The 17,349-nt window shown below is 69.5% G+C and carries 19 protein-coding genes and 1 tRNA gene; 1 reads left to right on the top strand and 19 read right to left on the bottom strand.

Annotated elements, in window-relative coordinates; translation table 11 throughout:
- The first annotated feature begins 70 nt into the window (after positions 1–70).
- The gene (locus IT184_03065) at positions 71–1,471 is read left to right on the top strand and encodes an Nramp family divalent metal transporter (GenBank protein ID MCC7007773.1); all 1,401 of its coding nucleotides are present in this window, start codon (positions 71–73) and stop codon (positions 1,469–1,471) included.
- A gap of 16 nt (positions 1,472–1,487) precedes the next feature.
- On the opposite strand, the gene IT184_03060 is transcribed toward IT184_03065, so the two are convergent.
- The 19 genes from IT184_03060 to IT184_02970 form a co-directional block, all read right to left on the bottom strand.
- Positions 1,488–2,258, bottom strand: coding sequence for a hypothetical protein (locus IT184_03060; GenBank protein MCC7007772.1), 771 nt, complete (start codon positions 2,256–2,258; stop codon positions 1,488–1,490).
- Positions 2,259–2,472: 214 nt separating this feature from the next.
- Positions 2,473–2,549: transfer RNA gene (locus IT184_03055), tRNA-Pro, on the bottom strand.
- Positions 2,550–2,563: 14 nt separating this feature from the next.
- A complete protein-coding gene (gene surE, locus IT184_03050; protein MCC7007771.1) occupies positions 2,564–3,316 on the bottom strand; it encodes a 5'/3'-nucleotidase SurE in 753 nt (250 codons plus the stop codon).
- A 157-nt stretch (positions 3,317–3,473) separates the two neighbouring features.
- The gene (locus IT184_03045; GenBank protein ID MCC7007770.1) at positions 3,474–4,346 is read right to left on the bottom strand and encodes a hypothetical protein; all 873 of its coding nucleotides are present in this window, start codon (positions 4,344–4,346) and stop codon (positions 3,474–3,476) included.
- A gap of 15 nt (positions 4,347–4,361) precedes the next feature.
- Complete coding sequence (locus IT184_03040) at positions 4,362–4,538, bottom strand: hypothetical protein (protein MCC7007769.1); 177 nt, start codon at positions 4,536–4,538, stop codon at positions 4,362–4,364.
- A 126-nt stretch (positions 4,539–4,664) separates the two neighbouring features.
- Positions 4,665–6,578, bottom strand: coding sequence for a hypothetical protein (locus tag IT184_03035; GenBank protein MCC7007768.1), 1,914 nt, complete (start codon positions 6,576–6,578; stop codon positions 4,665–4,667).
- On the bottom strand, positions 6,554–6,844 hold the full coding sequence (locus IT184_03030) for a PqqD family protein (protein ID MCC7007767.1): 291 nt from the start codon (positions 6,842–6,844) through the stop codon (positions 6,554–6,556). The genes IT184_03035 and IT184_03030 overlap by 25 nt, the downstream gene beginning before the upstream one ends.
- 5 nt (positions 6,845–6,849) lie before the next feature.
- A complete protein-coding gene (locus IT184_03025; protein ID MCC7007766.1) occupies positions 6,850–7,971 on the bottom strand; it encodes a class I SAM-dependent methyltransferase in 1,122 nt (373 codons plus the stop codon).
- Positions 7,968–8,450: a lasso peptide biosynthesis B2 protein gene (locus tag IT184_03020; GenBank protein MCC7007765.1), complete on the bottom strand. Its 483-nt coding sequence runs from the start codon at positions 8,448–8,450 to the stop codon at positions 7,968–7,970. Before IT184_03020 ends, IT184_03025 begins: the two co-directional genes overlap by 4 nt.
- Positions 8,443–8,733 carry a PqqD family protein gene (locus IT184_03015; protein ID MCC7007764.1) on the bottom strand — a complete coding sequence of 97 codons (291 nt, stop codon included), beginning with the start codon at positions 8,731–8,733 and terminating at the stop codon, positions 8,443–8,445. The genes IT184_03020 and IT184_03015 overlap by 8 nt, the downstream gene beginning before the upstream one ends.
- Before the next feature lie 88 nt (positions 8,734–8,821).
- Positions 8,822–9,544, bottom strand: coding sequence for a hypothetical protein (locus IT184_03010; GenBank protein ID MCC7007763.1), 723 nt, complete (start codon positions 9,542–9,544; stop codon positions 8,822–8,824).
- 113 nt (positions 9,545–9,657) lie between these two features.
- Entirely contained in the window at positions 9,658–10,113 is a 456-nt protein-coding gene (locus tag IT184_03005; GenBank protein MCC7007762.1) for a hypothetical protein, read from the bottom strand.
- A 507-nt stretch (positions 10,114–10,620) separates the two neighbouring features.
- Complete coding sequence (locus IT184_03000; protein MCC7007761.1) at positions 10,621–10,908, bottom strand: PilZ domain-containing protein; 288 nt, start codon at positions 10,906–10,908, stop codon at positions 10,621–10,623.
- Positions 10,909–10,967: 59 nt separating this feature from the next.
- Positions 10,968–11,651, bottom strand: coding sequence for a sugar transferase (locus tag IT184_02995; GenBank protein MCC7007760.1), 684 nt, complete (start codon positions 11,649–11,651; stop codon positions 10,968–10,970).
- Positions 11,652–11,653: 2 nt separating this feature from the next.
- Positions 11,654–12,373, bottom strand: coding sequence for a hypothetical protein (locus IT184_02990; protein ID MCC7007759.1), 720 nt, complete (start codon positions 12,371–12,373; stop codon positions 11,654–11,656).
- Entirely contained in the window at positions 12,357–13,754 is a 1,398-nt protein-coding gene (locus IT184_02985; GenBank protein MCC7007758.1) for an O-antigen ligase family protein, read from the bottom strand. Before IT184_02985 ends, IT184_02990 begins: the two co-directional genes overlap by 17 nt.
- 2 nt (positions 13,755–13,756) lie before the next feature.
- Positions 13,757–14,860, bottom strand: coding sequence for a nucleotidyltransferase family protein (locus IT184_02980; GenBank protein MCC7007757.1), 1,104 nt, complete (start codon positions 14,858–14,860; stop codon positions 13,757–13,759).
- Between the two features lie 20 nt (positions 14,861–14,880).
- Positions 14,881–16,056: an NAD(P)/FAD-dependent oxidoreductase gene (locus IT184_02975; protein MCC7007756.1), complete on the bottom strand. Its 1,176-nt coding sequence runs from the start codon at positions 16,054–16,056 to the stop codon at positions 14,881–14,883.
- A 27-nt stretch (positions 16,057–16,083) separates the two neighbouring features.
- Positions 16,084–17,346 carry a glycosyltransferase family 4 protein gene (locus tag IT184_02970; protein ID MCC7007755.1) on the bottom strand — a complete coding sequence of 421 codons (1,263 nt, stop codon included), beginning with the start codon at positions 17,344–17,346 and terminating at the stop codon, positions 16,084–16,086.
- Positions 17,347–17,349: the final 3 nt, after the last annotated feature.

Below are 17,349 nucleotides of genomic sequence, written 5' to 3'. Positions count from 1 at the left end.
TTTCTCCGATCAATTCGGGCATTTCCTCGAACCCACGCCTTGTCGCGTTTCGTGTATCGTGGACCCTCCCGTGGACGCGACACCGCTCGCCTCGCCGCGGACCGCTGCCCCGCCGGTCCGGCCCGATGACCCGTACGTCCTGAGCGCCGCGGGCACCGAAGAGCCGCCGACGTCGGTGGGCGCCTCGCTCCGGCGGATCGGCCCGGGCATGGTGCTCGCCGCGTCCATCGTCGGATCCGGCGAGCTCGTCGCGACCACGACCTTGGGCGCGCAGGTCGGATTCGCGGCCCTCTGGATGATCCTGCTGAGCTGCGCGATCAAGCCGGTCGTCCAGGCCGAGCTCGGGCGGTTCACGATCGCGTCCGGCCAGACGGGCCTGGAGGGGTTCAACCGGATGCCAGGCCCTCGGCTGGCGGTGACCTGGGTCGTCTGGGCGTGGGCCATCATGGTCACGCTCACGCTCCTGCAGATCGGCGGCATGTTCGGCGGCGTGGCGCAGGTACTGCACACGCTCGTGCCGGCGCTCGCGGTCAACACGTGGGTCGGCCTTTGCCTGGTGATGACGTTGGCCCTGTTGCTCGGCGGCGGCTACGACCGGATCGAGCGCTTCGCGATCCTCAAAGTCGGGCTGTTCACGCTGCTGACGGTCTGCGCCGCCGCGGTTCTCTTTCTCCGGCCGGGCGCGCTCACGTCCCATGACATCGGCACCGGGCTGAGCTTCGAGGTGCCAGCCGCCGGCCTCGCGACGGCCGTTGCCGTCTTCGGCATCACGGGCGTCGGCGCGACCGAGCTCGTCATGTATCCGTACTGGTGCGTCGAGAAGGGCTACGCGCGCTTCGTCGGACCGCGCGACGGGAGCGACGCCTGGCGGCGGCGCGCGCGCGGATGGATCCGCGTGATGCACCTCGACATCGCCTGTTCGCTCGTGATTTACACGCTCGCGACCGTCTCGTTCTACCTGCTCGGCGCCGCCGTGCTCGGCCGGCTGGGGCTCGTGCCCGCGGCGAGCGACATGATTCGCGTGCTGTCGAACATCTACACCGAGACGCTCGGCCCTTGGGCGCTGTGGGTCTTCTACGCCGGCGCGGTCATCACGCTCTACGGGACCGTGTTCGCGTCGACCGCGGCCCACTCACGGCTGTTCGCGGACCTGATGCGGCTGTTCGGCGCCTACGAACGCCACGACGGCGAGAGCCGCCGGCGCTGGCGCCGCCGGTTCGTCTGGCTGCTGACCGTGACGCCCGCGGTGTTCTACTGGCTCATCGAATCGCCCGTCCAGATGGTCGTGGCCGGCGGCGTCGCCCAGGCGTTGATGCTGCCGGTCATCGGCCTGGCCACGATCTATCTCCGGCACGCATGCCTGCCGAGCGACATCCGGCCCGGCTGGTTCACGACGATCGGCCTGTGGGTGTCGACGATCGTAATGGCGTCGGTCGCGGCCTACTACGTCTGGACGCAGCTCGCCGGCTGAGAGCGGGCCGCGCGATCTACTTGGGGTTGGCGAGCATCCCGAGCAACGCTTCGAGCCGCTGCCGGGCCACCGACAGCCGTTCCTTCAAGTCGTCGAAGACGAACTGGTGGCCGGCCTGCGTCGCCTCGATCAGCGGCACTTCCGCCTGCTGGTACGCCTGGTCGAGCTGAGTGCGCCTCGGCTGCACGGTGACGCGATTGATCATGGCGCGCGCCGTCTTCATCAGGTCGCGCGTCTCGTGCACCATCTCGTAGAGCGAGCGCGCCGCTTCGGCGCGTTCGGACCGCGGTGCGATCCCGTTCGGCCCATGACACTGCGCGCACTGCGTCTCGAGCGCGCGCGGCGAGGGACGGCGCTGGCCGGCGTTGCCGTGACAGGTCGAGCACACGGGCACCCGCAGATCGTTCTTCTGCAGCAGCGCGTAGTGCTGGCTCTTCTGGAACGCGACGAACGGCCCCGCGTGACACGTTCCGCACGTCGCCGAGAGATTGCGTCGATTGACAGGGCTGGCCGGATTGGCGCTGTTCAGCACGCCACGATGGGCCGCCAGCGATTCGAACGTCGTCGCATCTCCGCCGTGGCACTTCTCGCACCCGACGTTGTTGCGGCTGTGCGCGGAGCGGTCCCACTCGGAGAGGTGATCGGCGGCCGGAGCGTCCGGGCGCACGAAGTGGCAGTCCGCGCAGCGGCTCTGCTGCGCTCCAGCCGACGCGGCACCGACAAGGCAGAGGACTGCGAGCGCCACACCCGTCCAGAGCGTCATGAGCTGCGGGCTTCGAGTAGTCACGAGTGAGCAATATATCGCAGTGGCTGCAGCGCAGAGCGAACACCCGCCGAGGCGCGACCGAGCACGTCGCGTCGATGCGGATCGTGTGATGCGCCCCGACTCCGTCGATGCGAGCCTCCGAGGCCGGCGTGGCTGCCCGAAACGCGAACGGGCGTTCGGCTCTGCCGAACGCCCGTTTCAGCGCGATGAGCGCCGCGAATGCGTTTACGATTTCTGGTCGGGGCGAGTGGATTTGAACCACCGACCCCTCGGTCCCGAACCGAGTGCTCTACCAGGCTGAGCCACGCCCCGACAATCCGCCTATCTTACCCCAACCACCGCGCCGCCAGAGCCTCGACCATCGGCAGGGTCGTGAACCCGGTCAGATCGGGCTGCAGCGGCGTCAACGACGCGAACCCGTCCCGAATCGCCTGATAGTCTGACCGGTCGTGCGGCTGCCATTCGTCGAGCGCTTCCTCGATCCAGAAGTACGGCCGCCCGCGCGGATCCACACGGCGATCGATCTTGGTCAGATGATTGCGCACCGCCTGCACGGTCACGCGCAGACCTCGGGGCTCGCCCTGCGGCACGTTGAGATTGAGAAACGTCCGCGACGGCAACGGCGAGGCCAGCAACTCGCGCGCGACGCCGGCCGCCAGGCGCGCGGCGGGCGCGAAGTTCCACGGGCCAGCGGTGAACTCGAGCGATACGGCGAGCGCTTGATGGCCGAGCAGTGCGGCTTCCAGCGCACCCGCCACCGTGCCCGAATAGGTCACGTCGTCGCCGACGTTCAGCCCTTTGTTGATGCCGGACACGACGAGGTCGGGCGACGCGCCGAGCACCTCGTGGATGCCAAGGTTGACGCAATCGGTCGGCGTGCCGTCGACCGAGTAGACGCGTCCGCCCATGTCTTCGATGCGCAACGGCCGTCGCAGCGTGAGCGCGTGCCCGACCGCGCTGGCCTCGTTGTGCGGCGCCACGATCGTCACCTCGCCGAGCGTGGCGAGAGCCTCGGCGAGCGCGTGAATCCCCGGAGAGAAATAGCCGTCGTCGTTCGTCACAAGGATGCGTCGAGCCATCGTGGTGATCCTATGCCGGGAGACGCGCGGCTCGACGAATCCAGCGGCGCGAACGCGCTCGCGCCTCGATCCCCAGCTCGGCGCGATGTCACGTCAGGTCAGCGTCCATGCCGAGACCGGGGCCGCGTCTCGTGACGTGCTCGCAGGTATCTTGCGACTACCTCACGGCCCTCCGCGCCGCCTCTGCCCGGGCGACGACATCGAGCACGCGCTCGAGGTCCGCGAATCCGCGCCGATAGCGAAGGCGCGCGATCGGCACCGAAGCAGCCAGCGTGAGGTAATCGCGCATCAGCCGCTGATTCTGATCGGGAAGCTCGAGCGTGAACGCGTGGGCCTGACCGAGGAGCTGCGGATAACTCTCGCCCGCCCTGAGCGCATCACGCTCGGCGAGCGGACCGTCCGCTTCGTGTGGTTCCAGGAAGTAGACGCACGCGAGGGCGAGCGGCCCCTCGGGCCACGCAAGGACTCGGGAAGCGACGTCGTTTCGAACGCCGAAGTGCTCGGCGCTGGCCGGCCTGAGACGCACGTGATTGGGGAGCGGATGCAGATGGATCCGGCCGTCGATGACGGAGAACGCCAGGGTGTCGTCCGTCAACGGCCGCCATCCGGCCATCGTCCCCAACCCATAGGCCAACGTCGACTTGCCCGCGCCACTGGGCCCGGCAAACGCCACGACGTCGCCGGTCTCCACGTGCACCGCCGCGCTGGCGTGCAGCACCTGGCGTCCCCACACCTGGTACACGGCGGGCAGCCAACTGCGCGTCACGACATGTTCGAACCACGAGCGATCGACGTCAATCGACGGGAACGCCGAACACGAGGGATGATCGGGACTGAAGCGAAGACCTCCGAGAGCGGTCTGCCAGATCCAGAACTCCTGGCCGAGACGGAAGCAATCGGTCGGGCCGTCGTCGCTGGGTGCGGGCGGCCACCGGGCCAGCCGTTCGCCCGAGGCGGCCAGCGCACGGTGCTGCGCCTCTGAATCCGAGCGAGCCTGCCATTCGATGACTGGCTCGACCCACACTTCCATTCCGCAGCCCGGTGACTACATCATCGCTTCGTTGTTGCCGGACGTCATGCCGTCGGCTCCGGGACCGGACTTGCCGAATGCATTGCCTTCGCGCACGAAATCGCGAAGGCTGCCCAACTGCTCGAGCCGAGGGCTGTGCCACGCTCGCTTGCTCACCGGCGTCTCCGCCTTGTCGTCACGCTTCGCGTCCATTCGCGGACTCCTCCTCGGCCTCCACAGGGCAAGCCGGCACCGCAGTTGTACCACAGATACGTCGCGCGACAGGCCGCGAACACGACACGACGATGCGCCTGCCACGCGCGGCCGACCGACGTCGGATTACGAATTCGAGCGAGCCTGCAGCCACCGCTCGGCGCTCAGCAGGCCGTACATTCGGGCAAGCCCGTCGAAACCGGCGCGGTGAAACGCTCCGCGCTCGGCCGACAGGCGCGAAGCGTCGACGACCCCGAGCCCTGCGAGGATGTCAAATTGGTAATCAGGCCAGACCGCGGTGATTGACGACCGCAGCGCGGCGAGTTCCTCTGCGGCGTGATCCGCCGGATAGTCCTTCCGCTGGCGATCGAGGCCCAGGGATGGAAGGTGCCGTGCGACCACGGGTCGCAGCAATCCCTTGTACCGGGTGCCGTGCACGAGCGTCGCGGGTGCGATGCGATTGAAGAACGATACGAGGCGTTTGTCGTGATACGGGCTCAGCAGCCGCACGCCGCAGAGCGCGTCGACGTGAAACGCCGTCTCGTTCTCGTGGTGCATGTAGGGATTGGCGTAGGACCGCAGGGCGTGACGGTAGTGGCTCCGTGGCGCGCGTCCATCCGCCGCGAGCGCCGGCGTCCGGCGCGCGAGCAACCGCTCGATCACGTCCTCACGTAGCTCGCGATCCGGCGCCAGCCAGGCGGGCAACCGCTCCTCCCATCGACGACGGTGATAACGCCGCTTGCGCGCGGGAGCCAGCCTCGCCCACCACACGTCGACGTGCGGGCGGATGCCGAACGCCCACAGCCGGCGATAGAGCACCTCGTTCAGGGCCGCACCGCCCGTCGTCATGTCCGATCGCAGGAACCTGTACAACTGGACGCCACGGCCACGAGCGAGCAGATCCGCGGCGTGCGCGTCGCCAACGCTGAGCCAGTTGTCGCCTCCCGATCCGGTCAGGAGCACGCGGAGACCATCGGCGGCCGTCCGGCGGTAGAAGCCCGTGTACGTCCCCACCCAGTAGACGTTCGACGGCGAGGGCAGCTCCGGCGTGACGTCGAGCGAGAGCCGGACGTGATCGCGGCCCCGTCGCCACTCAGGCGTCGTGCTGATCACGTGAGGCATGCCGAGCGCCGCCGTCACGCGCGACTGCATCACCTCTTCCGACGACAACGGGCCGCCGGTGCGCCCCGACACGGCGACGAGCGGCGGCTGCCCATGCGCGCGGAGGTGCGCACAGGCCAGCGCGGCAATCGTCACCGAGTCGACGCCGCCGCTCAGCATGATGCCCTGTGGCGTCAGGCTCAGGCAGCGCTCGACGGCGCGGGTCAGCGCCGGCTCGAACTCGTCGAGCACCTGCGCTTCCGGCAACCACGGCTCGTCGTCAGCGGGCAGCGGATCCCAATGTCGATGCTCGGTCGGCGTTCCGCCGGCCGTCGCGACGAGGTAGTGCCCTGGCCGAACGCGGCGCACGGCCTGGAAGAACGTCTCGCCCGCCTCGGGCCAATAGCGAAGGCCGAGCAACGCCAGCGACACGCGGTTGGGCTCGACCGGCACCGCACCGCTCGCCGCCAGGCTCAGCACGTTCGACGACAGCCAGAGAGCGTCAGCGGTTCGGGCGTAGAACACGGGATGGCGTCCCAGTGCATCGTGCCCCGCGATCAGCCGTCCGGTCTCGCCGTCCCAGATCGCCGCGACGTAGCAGCCGTCGAGCGCGTCGAAGACGCCCGTGCCGTGCCGATCGAATGCGGCGGATACCAGCGTCGCGTTGGACGCCTGCTCTGCACATCCGAGCTCCCGTGCCGTCCGCTCGCGGTCGAAGAGATACCCGTCGAAGATCAGCGCGCGCGTGCCGTTCGCCCACAGCAGCGCTTCAGCCGTTTCCGGGCGATACACCGTGAACGGTCCGGCGTGGCGGCACGGCACGCCGGACATCGACGCATGCGCGCGGTCACGCACGTCGAACGAGACCCGGGCGTACCACTGCGGCAGAGACACCGGGGCCGCCGGCGCGGCGATCACGGGTCTTCCGACGGTCGCCATGTGATCAACTCACGCGCCGCGAGCGCGTCGAGCAAGGCGGTGACGTCGGGCGCAATCGCCTCGCGTGACAGCCCATATTCCTCGGCGAGCGCCGCGACGATGGCCTCCGCACGACTGTGGCGCCCGATGAGCTCGGCCACGCGCGCCCCGGTCGCATTGAGCGAGAACACCACCTCGGTATCGAGCTTCAAGAGCAGCGCATCCTCGCCGATGAGCTGGAAGACGACGTCGGGAGCGAATGCGAGACGATCGCGCGGACGCGTCATGAGGGTCAGGACGCGAAGCTCTTGATCGCGCGTTGCACGAACGCGATCGCGTCCGCCACGTCCCATCGGCCCGGCTGTGCCGCCCGGAGCGCCGACGCCAGCGCCGCGACATCCGACCTGCCGTCACACGCCGTGAGGACGCCGAGCAGCGCGCGGCCGTCGGCGTTCAGCGATGGACGGTAGTGCACCGAGGCGCGCCGAAGGGTCGCCGAGGTCATGGGCGTTCCGAGCAGCGTCGAATGCCGCTGTGTTTCAGTGGACGTGCTCGTCACCCAGGTCCAGTCTCCGCGCGGAGCTCGAGCAAGCTCCAGCGTGAGCCGATCGCCCGCGGCCACCGTCAGCGGCGGATCGAGCGGAAGAAACGCCGCGGCCCAATGGACGGCCGGGGCGAACGGTGACGTCGACAGCCAGTCATCGCCGATCGCCAGGCACGTCCAGCCGGCCCAGCCATGGCAGACGCCGGGCCGCTCGATCTCGTACTCGACGGCCGCGTGCACGGGCGTGTAGTCGTCGCGCCCGAAGTCGATCGTCTTCAGCCGCTGTGGCGGCGAAAGCCAGTCCGCCTGCCGGAGTGCGTCTCGTTCGAAGTACAGCGTGTTGGTCGCATATGGCCGTACGGCGCCCAGATCCACGCCGCACTGAGGAACGGACCAGGCCGCCACGTGCTTGTCGTGCAGCGCCGGGACCGAGACCGGCGCAACCTCCAGCGCGGCGGCGCCGGGAATCAACACGCCGCCCGGCGCGAGCATCGCGTCGCGCGCGTGAAGCAACGCTGGCAAGAGATCTTCCGTGACGACGAGGTTGCCCGTCATCACGGACACGATGACGTCCGCGCGCTCGGGGAGCGTCACGTCCTCGATCCGCGCGTGCAGGCAGGTCACCCGATCCTGCAGCCCATTGGCGGCCACCACCTCCTCGGCGACCTGCAGGATGTCTTCCGGCTCCACCAGGAAGACGCGCCGCGCACCGAGCCGGGCTGCAATCAGCCCCAGCACGCCCGTGCCGGCGCCGAGGTCGAGCACCACGCTGTCGGGGGTCACGACGCGCGCGAGCGCCCGCTCGTACGCGCCGTTGCGGACGGCGTCGAGCGCCATCGGCCGGTGGCTGGACACGTCCGCGTAGCTCATCGCCGCCGGTCCGCCGGCAGCCACGGCATCGGCAGGTACTCGTCCACCGCGCGGCGATCGCTGTCGCCGAGCGGCCGGCCCTCGAGTTCCACCCAGGCGTGCGCATGGAACCCGGCGTCGCTCCTTCGAGCCCCGACGCGAATGACTCCAGGCATGCCGCGACGCTGGAGCAGCCACCAGAGAACCAGCGACCGCTGTAGGCAGGCGCCGCCGAACGGTACGTGGCGCGACGCCATGTCGACGATTCGGGCCAGCCGCTCCGCGCCGTGGGCGTCAGCGGTGGCTGCCCGCGGCGATTGCGCCGGCCGGAACCGTGCGAGGCGTTCGTGTACGCGGTTGAACGTCGCGATCTTCAGCACCGCGCTCGCGGCGAGCATCAGCAGCCCGGCATGGAGCAGCAACGCGCGATCGGCCCACGTCATCGCTCGCCAGGTCGAGGCCGGTCCGCGCCGCTGCGCGGCCGACTGAGCATCAGGCACCGACACGCTCCAGCAGTCCCTCCACGACGAGCCGGTCGACGAGGGCGTCGAGATCGCGGCGCAGATCGTCCGGCGCGACGTCGTACTCCCGCAGGAGCGCGTCGTACGCTTCACCGAGCGACGGCGATACCACCAGCAGGTTCCACGCGCTCGTCCCGACGTCGTCGAGCGTGAAGTAGCGGCCGGTCCGGCTGTTCAGCAGCACGGTCGTGTCGCGCATGATCCGGACGACGACGTGCGCCGGCACCGTCACGCGCGCGCCGACGTGCGGTTCTGTGGTCACGGCAGCGTAGGTTACCAAATCGCCGAAGCGGCCAAGCGGGCGCGGCATGTCGGGCCGGCGAGCCGGCGCGGCGCCCGGAACGCGCGGCTCACTCCGGCCGCGCGTCGGATGCGTGCAACGTGCGCCGCCGCTGGCGGCGCGCATACGCGAACGACACACCGAAGATCACGAAGATCACCGCGAACGACAGGACCTTGGGAATCTCCCAGTGGATCAGGCCGACCTGATGGCCGTACTCGACCACGAGCTTCACGGCAACCCAGGCGATGATCACGAATGCCCCGTCGACGAGCGCGGGATAGCGTTCGATCAACGCGATGAGCTGGCCGACGACGAGCCGCATCGCGATGATGCCCAGGATCCCGCCGCTGATGACCACCCAGATCTTTGGCGACATCGCGACCGCGACCAGGATCGAATCGACCGAGAACGCCAGGTTCACGAGCTCGACCCGCACGATCGTCGCCCAGAAGGCCGACATCCCGAAGGCCGGCCTGGCCTTGGGCGGCTCGTGCCGGCCTTGGCCCTCGCTCCTCTGCGTGAAATGCGCCCACGCCAGATAGAAGAGGTACAACCCGCCGAGTAGCTTCACCCATGCGACGCGAATGAGGTACGTCGCGAGGATCGTCGCGATGATGCGGAACGCGAAGCCGCCCACCAGACCGTATCGCAGCGCCTTCTGGTGCTGCTCGCGCGGCAGGCCCAGCACCATGATCGCCATGACGAGCGCGTTGTCCGCGCTGAGCAATCCTTCGAGGACGATGAGCAGGGCGATGGTGACGAGATCGCTGGCGGCAAAATCGAAAGGCACGGCGGGTGACGGTCAGTCATCTTCGCCGAAAACTCGGCGCGCTGTCATCCGAAACGCCAAGGGCCGGCCCGAAGGCCGGCCCTTGGACCGCGCGCGGGGGTCAGACGCGCGCGTCAGCGCCGCGCGATCCGGTAGTTGTTCGCCACGATCATCGCGTAGGCGGAGTTCATCGCCACCATGGTCGCGATGGCCCCCACGCGGTTGTTGCGCGCGAGGCGCTTCGCGGCGTAGATCGTCAGCGCCGCGACGCTGGCTTTCGCGGCCACGAAGGCGACGCGATGCTGCACCAGGCCGGTCATGAGCGGATTGGCTTCCACCCCGCCGCGATCCAGGGCCTTGACCGTCGAATGCACGTCGAGCATCTGCATGGCCGCGGTCGCCATGTACATCGATCGCAGGGTCAGCGCCCCGCGCCGAGGCGTCTCGAACGTGCCCGCCGACGGGCGCAGCAGGATCGGCGCGGCGACCTGATCTTCGGCCGCGCGCGCATTGACGAACGCGCTCGCCAGCGTCGACGCGATGGACGGCACACTGTGCGCGAGGTCCTGCGCATGAACGGTCGATGGCATGCTCACGACAGCGACGAGAGCGGCTCCGGCGAGTACACGCGCGACCATGACAGCGTTCCGCTTTCCGGCCCTGCGGGCCTGAGGGCTGTCGAGTCACGGCGCACCCTGCGTGCGTTGTAATCGCAGCCGCTGCAGGGCAAGGGCACGGCGCATGCCAATCGAACGAAGTCTCGCATCTCCCTGAACACGCCCGATCGCACGCTCCTCCCGCAGCGGCGACGACGCGGCCGCGCGCGATGCGCGCGCGACGTTTCGAATTCGTGCCCGCACCAGACGGATTCGTCGGCGCGCATCCGCGCGGGCACGCGGCGCCGGCGCATCGGACGACCACGCCACTATCGCGTCCGCGATCGGACGCGATCTCGAATTCGTGGCGAGCATCTCCGTTTTGTGCGCGTGTGCGCATGGATCGGGTGGAAGGCCGAGCGTGAGCGCTCTCGGCAGCGGTGTGCCGCTGGCGCGAGCAGCGTGCGGGAAGGGACTGGCTGGAAGCGCGGGAGCGGCCGATCAGGCGAGCCGGTCGATCAGGCCGCCGACCGAGTCGTCATCGTCGCCGACGAACTGGATGCCGGAGACGAAGCGTGGCGCCGCGCCGTCCGGGGACACGTCCGAGGACCGCAACACCCTGCCGCGAAGCAGCACGGTGGACCCGTCGCCGAGCGTCAAACGGAATTCGTGCACACTGCCGATCGCGAGCGCGACCGGTGTCTCGAGGCTCATGCCGCCGAGGCTCAGTTCGCGGACCATGAGCGGCATGTCCCGTTCGGCCACGTGGCCGTGCAGGCGGTCGAGCATCGCGATGCGCGGCGACTGCCGCCGATCCTGGAATGTCATGACCTCACCCGAAGACGCGATCAGAACTTCCGGCCACGGCGCTCCCAGGCACCGCGCGCGCTGATCCAGAAGGACACGGCCACCAGACGCACGTCGAGAGCGAACGACTGCCGCCGGATGTACACACGGTCGTATCGGAACTTGTGACGTCTCGGAAGATCCCGCGGCGCGAAGATCTGGGCAAGACCAGTGAGTCCAGGGCGAACCTGGCACCGGACCGCGAAGCCCGGCACGTCTTCGAGCGCCACGTGCTCGCCAGCCGATCCGACTTCGATTTCTCCCGGCCGCAGCGCCCGAGGCCCGACGAAGCTCATGTCTCCGGTGAAGATGCTGAGCAACTGAGGCAGCTCGTCGATGGCCGTCGCCCGCATCAGACGGCCGATCCTCGTCACGCGCGGATCACCCGCCGACGCCTGGAGGGCGCCCACGCGCGCTTCCGCGTCCGGGATCATGGAGCGGAACTTCAGGACGCGAAACACTCGGCCATGGAGGCCGACCCGCGGCTGCGCGTAGAAGACCGGCCCGCCGTCCTCGAGCTTGATCGCGATCGCGGCGAGGATCCAGACGGGCCAGGATGCGATCAGTCCGAGGCCGGAGAGTGCGACGTCGAATGCCCGCTTGAGCGCCCGGTCCCAGGGACGCGCACCGGCGGAGAGCGCCGTGGCGATCAGCCGTTCGTGCCCGACGTCGCTCGTCGCCGCCATGGTCAGGGCCTCGCCGTCTTGAGGCCGAGCAGCCGCCGCAGCCGCGCCATCAACCCGTCGTCGGCCGTCTCGTCGTCTGCGCGCACGAGCACGTCGAGGCACGTAGCCACGGATGGCACGACGCCGATGCCGAGCCGCTTCGCCGAGCCCGGCACGGTCGACGGCTCACCGCGCCACACGAGGATGCCGCGCGCCTTGGACTCGAGCACGACGTCGAGACAGCCTTCGGGACGGTCGTCCACGACGACGTCCAGCTCGAGCGCATCGGCGATTCTGCCCCGTGCCTGCTGGACGATGAAGACGCTCGGGAGCCGGAACCCGCAGCGCTCGAGCCAGCGCTGCGTCTGCCGCTGCAGCGTGTCACCGGGCGCGAACGGCCGGCTGGTCAGGAAGATCACTTCCCAGCGCCGCGCGGCGGAAAGCTCGTAGAGCCGGGCCACCGCGCCTGGCTCGATCTCGTCGAGCGTCTCCCAGAAGTTCGGCTGCGCGCACATGTGTTTCCAGACGAGGTGCGATTGCTGGCGCGTCAGCGCCGGCCGGCTGTCGACTTCGACCTCAGGTGCTTCCTTCGGCGTGTCGCGCTCGTCCGGGGGCGGGGACGCTCCCGTGCTCGGCGACGCCAACGCCGCCGGGTCGAGATCCGGGTACAAGGCCCGCGCGGCCCGGGCGTAGGCGCCGTGCAGATCGGCGAGCACGCCGTCTAGATCAAACGCGAGCCGCATGAGCAGACGGTCGGTGAAGCGCGATGGACACGAGCACGACGAAGAGCACGGCGTTTCCCGCGAGCTGCAGGCTGAAATCCATGAGGGACTGCGATGCGATGCCAGCGAGGCCAGCGATGGCACCGGCCCGAATCCAATAGACGTCGGCGCGGTCGCCGCGACCGGCGATCCGTGCGCGGATCCGGCCGACGAGCGCCACCAGGCACGCGGCGGCCGGCGCGCCGACGAGCAGGCCACCTTCCGCCGCCAGTTGGAGGTAATCGTTGTGCGCCTGCGCGTAGAACGTGTCGCGGCCGGCGGTCTGATAGACGAGCATGGCTCGGCCATACCCACCGATGCCGGTGCCCGACAGCGGGAAGTCGCGGACGATGCGCAGCGTGTCGCGCCAGGCGGCCAACCGTCCGGCAGCGTCGGTCGAGGCGAGCGAGAAGCGATGCGCCGCTTGACCGGCGCCAGCCCAGGCGATGGCGCCGACGAGGAGGATCATCAGGTACGCGACCGCCACCGTGCGTAAACGGCGCCGTCCCAAACGCATCGCGACGAAAGCGGCCAGGACGGCGACCGCCACCGCGAAGCTGGCCATGCCCGACCGCGATCCGCTCGCGGTGAGCGCCGCTCCCATCGCCAGGACCGCGAGCGCCAACGTCATGAACCGGCTCGCCGCAGGGCGCATCGTCCATCGCAGCCAGCGTCGCCAGCCGTCGTGCGCCGAAAGGCCGGCCGACTCGAGGACGGCGCACGAATAGCCGAGCGCCAGCGGTACAGCCATGAGCATCCAGCCGGCGAAATGATTGCGGTTGATGAACGGCCCGAACACGTCGCCCGCCTGCTCCGGTTTCCAGAATCCATAGACGAGCTTCCACTGCTGAACGTCGTCGCTGCGCACGTCCGCCGCGCGCTGCATCACGGCGAACACGGCGAGCGCCGCGCCGAGCGCCGTGATGCCGACCACGAGCCGGTCCAGATCGACCCGCGCCATCGCATGCGTCAGCGCGACCATCAAGAGCGAGAGCGCGACGAAGACCGCGAGGGCCGTGGCGGTGGACGCGGGCGCCACCGACAGCGGGTGCCAGGGCGGCGGCTGGATGAGGTATTGGACGTCCAGCTCGCGCAGGATCGCGTCCGCCGCCGGGCTGATCGCGAGGAACACGCTCCGAGGCAGCGGCACGATCTGCAGGAGCATCGTCGCGGCGACGATGGCCAGGCTCGCGGCCATCAGGCGGACGGCCTGGTCCTGCCACGCCCGTGTCGCCATGATGATCCACACGGCGAGCGCCGCGGCCCAGAGCGAGATCGACCAGTAGCCCCAGGCGTACACGCCGCCGAACGAGAGGGCGGCCCACGCGAGCAACGCGACGAGCCAGCGATCGAGGCGCCCCACGATCAGCTCCGGGCCATCCATCTGCGCGCGCCGCGCCAGGCGCGTTGGGCGTACAGCCAGCCGAGCGGCGCCCTGCTCGCCGGCGCGTACACGCGCTTCATGTAGTCCGGAGGCGGAAACAGGTGCTCCCGCACGAGGTGCGCGCGATCGCGCCAGCGAGTCAGCGCGGCCACGTCGGACAAGAAGATCCGCCACTGCCCTTTCGTGGTCGTCAGGAACCCGGCGCTCGACTCATTCAGATGGGTCGCGGGATCCAGGCGCGGATCGGCCCAGACGTGCGCAGGTACCGGCGTCTCGAACAACGCCGCGGCTCGCTCGAGGCTCCGTCGGCAAATCAGCGAGACGCCGCGCGCATCCGCCAGCACGGCGAGCGCGCGCCAGCCGGAGTCGGTCAAGCGCGATGCGATGAGGTGCACGTCGTAGATCCAAATCAAGCGGTCGGACGCCGCATGGTGCGCGACGCGATGGACGCAGGCGAGCAGCAGCGCATGCACGTCGCCGAGCGCGCGGGCGGACGGCCCCAGGGCCGCCACCGGCACGGCGTTCGCCGCCACGTCGTCGAACGTGAGCACGCCGGCGAACACGCGCGGATTGGCGATCTGCCAGTGGAGGTCCACCGTGTGGACGCTGACGCCGTCTTCCTCGCGGCTGAACGCCGCCTGGGACGTGACGAGGTCACCCGACACCTGGGCCACGGCGCGGTAGCCCTGCTCGCGCAAGGCGGCCTCGGCGCGTGAGCGGTCCGCCGGACGGACCAGCACGTCGGTATCGATTCGCGGCCGCAGATCCGGGCGCGGGTAGTGCGTATAGGCCAGCGCCGCACCTTTCATCAAGAGCGCCGGCGCACCGGCGGAGTCGAAGGCCGCGAGCAGCTCGCGGAGCCGCTGCTCGCGCGTCATGTCGAGGCAGGCATGCGGACGATCGGCTTCGTCCAGCGCCCGCCGCATCGACGCCATCTCCGAGTCCGCGAGCGCGTCGGCGAGCAGAGGCAAGACACCGTGCGCCCTCGCCGTCACGCAGACCTCCGCAGCGTCGAGCGGCGCCAGAGCCAACGCACCGGACGGATCGCCTCGCAGCACGGCCGCGATCGGATCGAGCATCTGCACGAAGATTGTGGACGGACGATTCAGCCCAAGCTGACCGATTCCCGCCAGGACTTCAGCACGATCCTGCGGACGGCCGGATGTTTCAGAAGCGCCACGGCCGCCTTGCGGTGCCAGTTGAACGACGCGGTCTTCTGGAGCAGCGGCACGACGCCATCCACGCGGCTCAGCTCGATGAGGGCGTCGATCGACTCGTCGCTCAGGCCCGAGACGATGCGGCGGAACGCGAGCCCGGCGCGGATTTCCCGGCCCAGCTCGCGACGCCAGCTCGATTCGTACGCGCGCAGCGCGCCGGCGTCCAGGCGGTCACGGCCGAGCGCGACGGACAACACGTCCGCCGCAAGCGCTCCGCTGACCATGGCGTAGAAGATGCCGCCGCCGGTCGTGGGCTTCACGAGACCGGCCGCGTCACCGACCGCCAGCACGCGATCCGCGTAGGTGCGCGAGATCGGCGCGAGCGGCAGCATCTTCATTCGCGGCTCCGGCATGTCCGCCGGATCCAGCCCGGCCCGCTCGCACAGCGCGCCAACGAGCGCAGCGAAGCGCTCACGGCTGCGAGTCTGGCTCATGAGGCCGATCCGCGCGTGCCAGCGACCAGCCCGCTGGAGTGGAACCAGCCAGCCGAAACCTGCGGGCGCCAGATTCCGGCCGAACCGCACCTCGACGCTGCCAGCCTCCGGAAACGGCGTCTCGAGCTGCACGCTCTGCAGGAAGACCGGCGGAACGCCGAGCTGCAGCGCCTTGTGGAACCGATAGTTCGCGCCGCACGCCAGAACGGCGACGCGCGCGGTGACGGCGTGCCCGTCGCGAATGGCGACGGTGACGGATCGAGGGCCCACGTCGATCCGGTCGGCCCGGGCGCTCGTCCGAATCTCGACGCCGGCTCGCCCGGCCCGCTCGGCCAGATCGCGGTCGAGCGCGACGCGATCGATCACCGCCGCGCGCACGCGATCGCTGCGCACGAGCACCGAGTGTCCTGCAGTGCCCCAGAATCGCGCCGACGTCGCTTCGCCGAGAATCACGTCGCGCGGCAGCGCGAACGCGTCGAACGCGTCGAAGCCGAGCAACCCCGTGCAGTGCGATGGCAGCCCCGGCGTCCCGTGCTCTTCGAGCATGAGCACGTGATGACCGGCTTCGGCGAGTCGGCGAGCCGTGACCGAGCCCGCGGGGCCCGCGCCCACCACCACCACATCGTGCACGTGTCGTCTCCTGACCTCCAGTCCTCCTTATTCGGTCTGGGAAGTCGCCGCTATCTTACCCGGAATCGACAGTCCGTCCGGACGGGCCAGCGACGTGAAGAGCGACATGTACTTCGCCACCTGCGCGGTACGATCGAACTCGAGGCTCGCCGCTCGCGCGCTCGCCCCCGCGCGCTCGAGCCGCTCGCGGTCGCGGTACAGGTCCAGGATCTTCGCCGCGAGGTCACGAGCGTCGCCTGGCCTCGCCATCACGCCGCACCCGTGTCGTCTCGTGATCGCCGCGACCTCACAAGCCTCGTCGACCGCCGCCACGTACGGCCGCCCGGCGGCGAGAATGCCGTACAGCTTGCTCGGCACGATGTAGCCGGCGAGGCCGGCTTGGAGAGAGACGACGAACAGATCGGCGGCCGCGAACGACTCGCCGAGCGTCTCCTTCGGCTGAAACGGCAGGAACAACACGTTGGTCAGCCCGAGTGCGCGCGCTCTGGCCTCGAGCTCGGGCTTCATCACGCCGTCACCCTGGAACACGATGCGGATGTCCGGCACGTCGCAGAGACACGCCGCCGCGTCGACCAGCGTCTCGAGGCTCTGCGACAACCCGAGGTTGCCCGAGTGCATCACGACGAAGCTGCCGGTCAGGTCGTGGCGGGCGGCGAACGCGTTCTGCTTCGGACCCGGCACGATCGCCTTCGTGTCCGCTCCGCTGGGAATGATCACGGTTCGCTCGGGCGGCGCGCCCTTGTTCTCGATCAGCCGCGCACGCATCGTCTCGCCAAGCGCGACGATGCGCGTGGCGCGCTGGCAGAGAAACCGGTTGACCGTCTGGAGCATCGCGTTGACGGCGGGACTCTGGAAGTCCTTCAGGAGGATCGTGACCTCCGGAAAGAGATCCTGATAGGACATGACGAACGGCGCGCGAGCCCGCGCCGCGGCGAACCATCCCGCCAGCCCGATGATCGGCGGATCGGTGAGCGCGACGACGACATCCGGCCGATCGAGCCACAGGCCGGCCCAGCACGCGGAGAGGAAGTAGGTGACGTAGTTGGTGGCCCGTCCGATGAAGCGTCGCTTCGACCATGCGGTGCCGCGAACGCGCCGGATGTCGATGCCGCGATAGCGCTCTCGTGCCGGCGCCCGTCCCGCATCGCGCGCCGGCAGCAACGGAACGCCTGTCACGACGGTCACCCGGCAGCCGTGCAGAGCGACCAGGTCTTCGCAGAGATCCGTGAGAATCTGACCGGTCGCCGCCGTATCCGGGTAGAACGATCGGTTGAAGAAGACGACGTGCATCGG

Source organism: Acidobacteriota bacterium, assembly GCA_020853395.1.
In the GTDB taxonomy this organism is placed as follows: domain Bacteria; phylum Acidobacteriota; class Vicinamibacteria; order Vicinamibacterales; family SCN-69-37; genus JADYYY01.
The sequence above is the reverse complement of the archived record's forward strand: the minus strand, read 5'-3'. Positions and strand labels throughout refer to the sequence as shown.

Coding starts and splice junctions, on each gene's coding strand:
- surE (MCC7007771.1), bottom strand. CDS start 3,316: ATGGCTCGACGCATCCTTGTGACGAACGACGACGGCTATTTCTCTCCG.
- IT184_03045 (MCC7007770.1), bottom strand. CDS start 4,346: ATGGAAGTGTGGGTCGAGCCAGTCATCGAATGGCAGGCTCGCTCGGAT.
- IT184_03040 (MCC7007769.1), bottom strand. CDS start 4,538: ATGGACGCGAAGCGTGACGACAAGGCGGAGACGCCGGTGAGCAAGCGA.
- IT184_03035 (MCC7007768.1), bottom strand. CDS start 6,578: ATGGCGACCGTCGGAAGACCCGTGATCGCCGCGCCGGCGGCCCCGGTG.
- IT184_03030 (MCC7007767.1), bottom strand. CDS start 6,844: ATGACGCGTCCGCGCGATCGTCTCGCATTCGCTCCCGACGTCGTCTTC.
- IT184_03025 (MCC7007766.1), bottom strand. CDS start 7,971: ATGAGCTACGCGGACGTGTCCAGCCACCGGCCGATGGCGCTCGACGCC.
- IT184_03005 (MCC7007762.1), bottom strand. CDS start 10,113: ATGCCATCGACCGTTCATGCGCAGGACCTCGCGCACAGTGTGCCGTCC.
- IT184_03000 (MCC7007761.1), bottom strand. CDS start 10,908: ATGCTCGACCGCCTGCACGGCCACGTGGCCGAACGGGACATGCCGCTC.
- IT184_02995 (MCC7007760.1), bottom strand. CDS start 11,651: ATGGCGGCGACGAGCGACGTCGGGCACGAACGGCTGATCGCCACGGCG.
- IT184_02990 (MCC7007759.1), bottom strand. CDS start 12,373: ATGCGGCTCGCGTTTGATCTAGACGGCGTGCTCGCCGATCTGCACGGC.
- IT184_02970 (MCC7007755.1), bottom strand. CDS start 17,346: ATGCACGTCGTCTTCTTCAACCGATCGTTCTACCCGGATACGGCGGCG.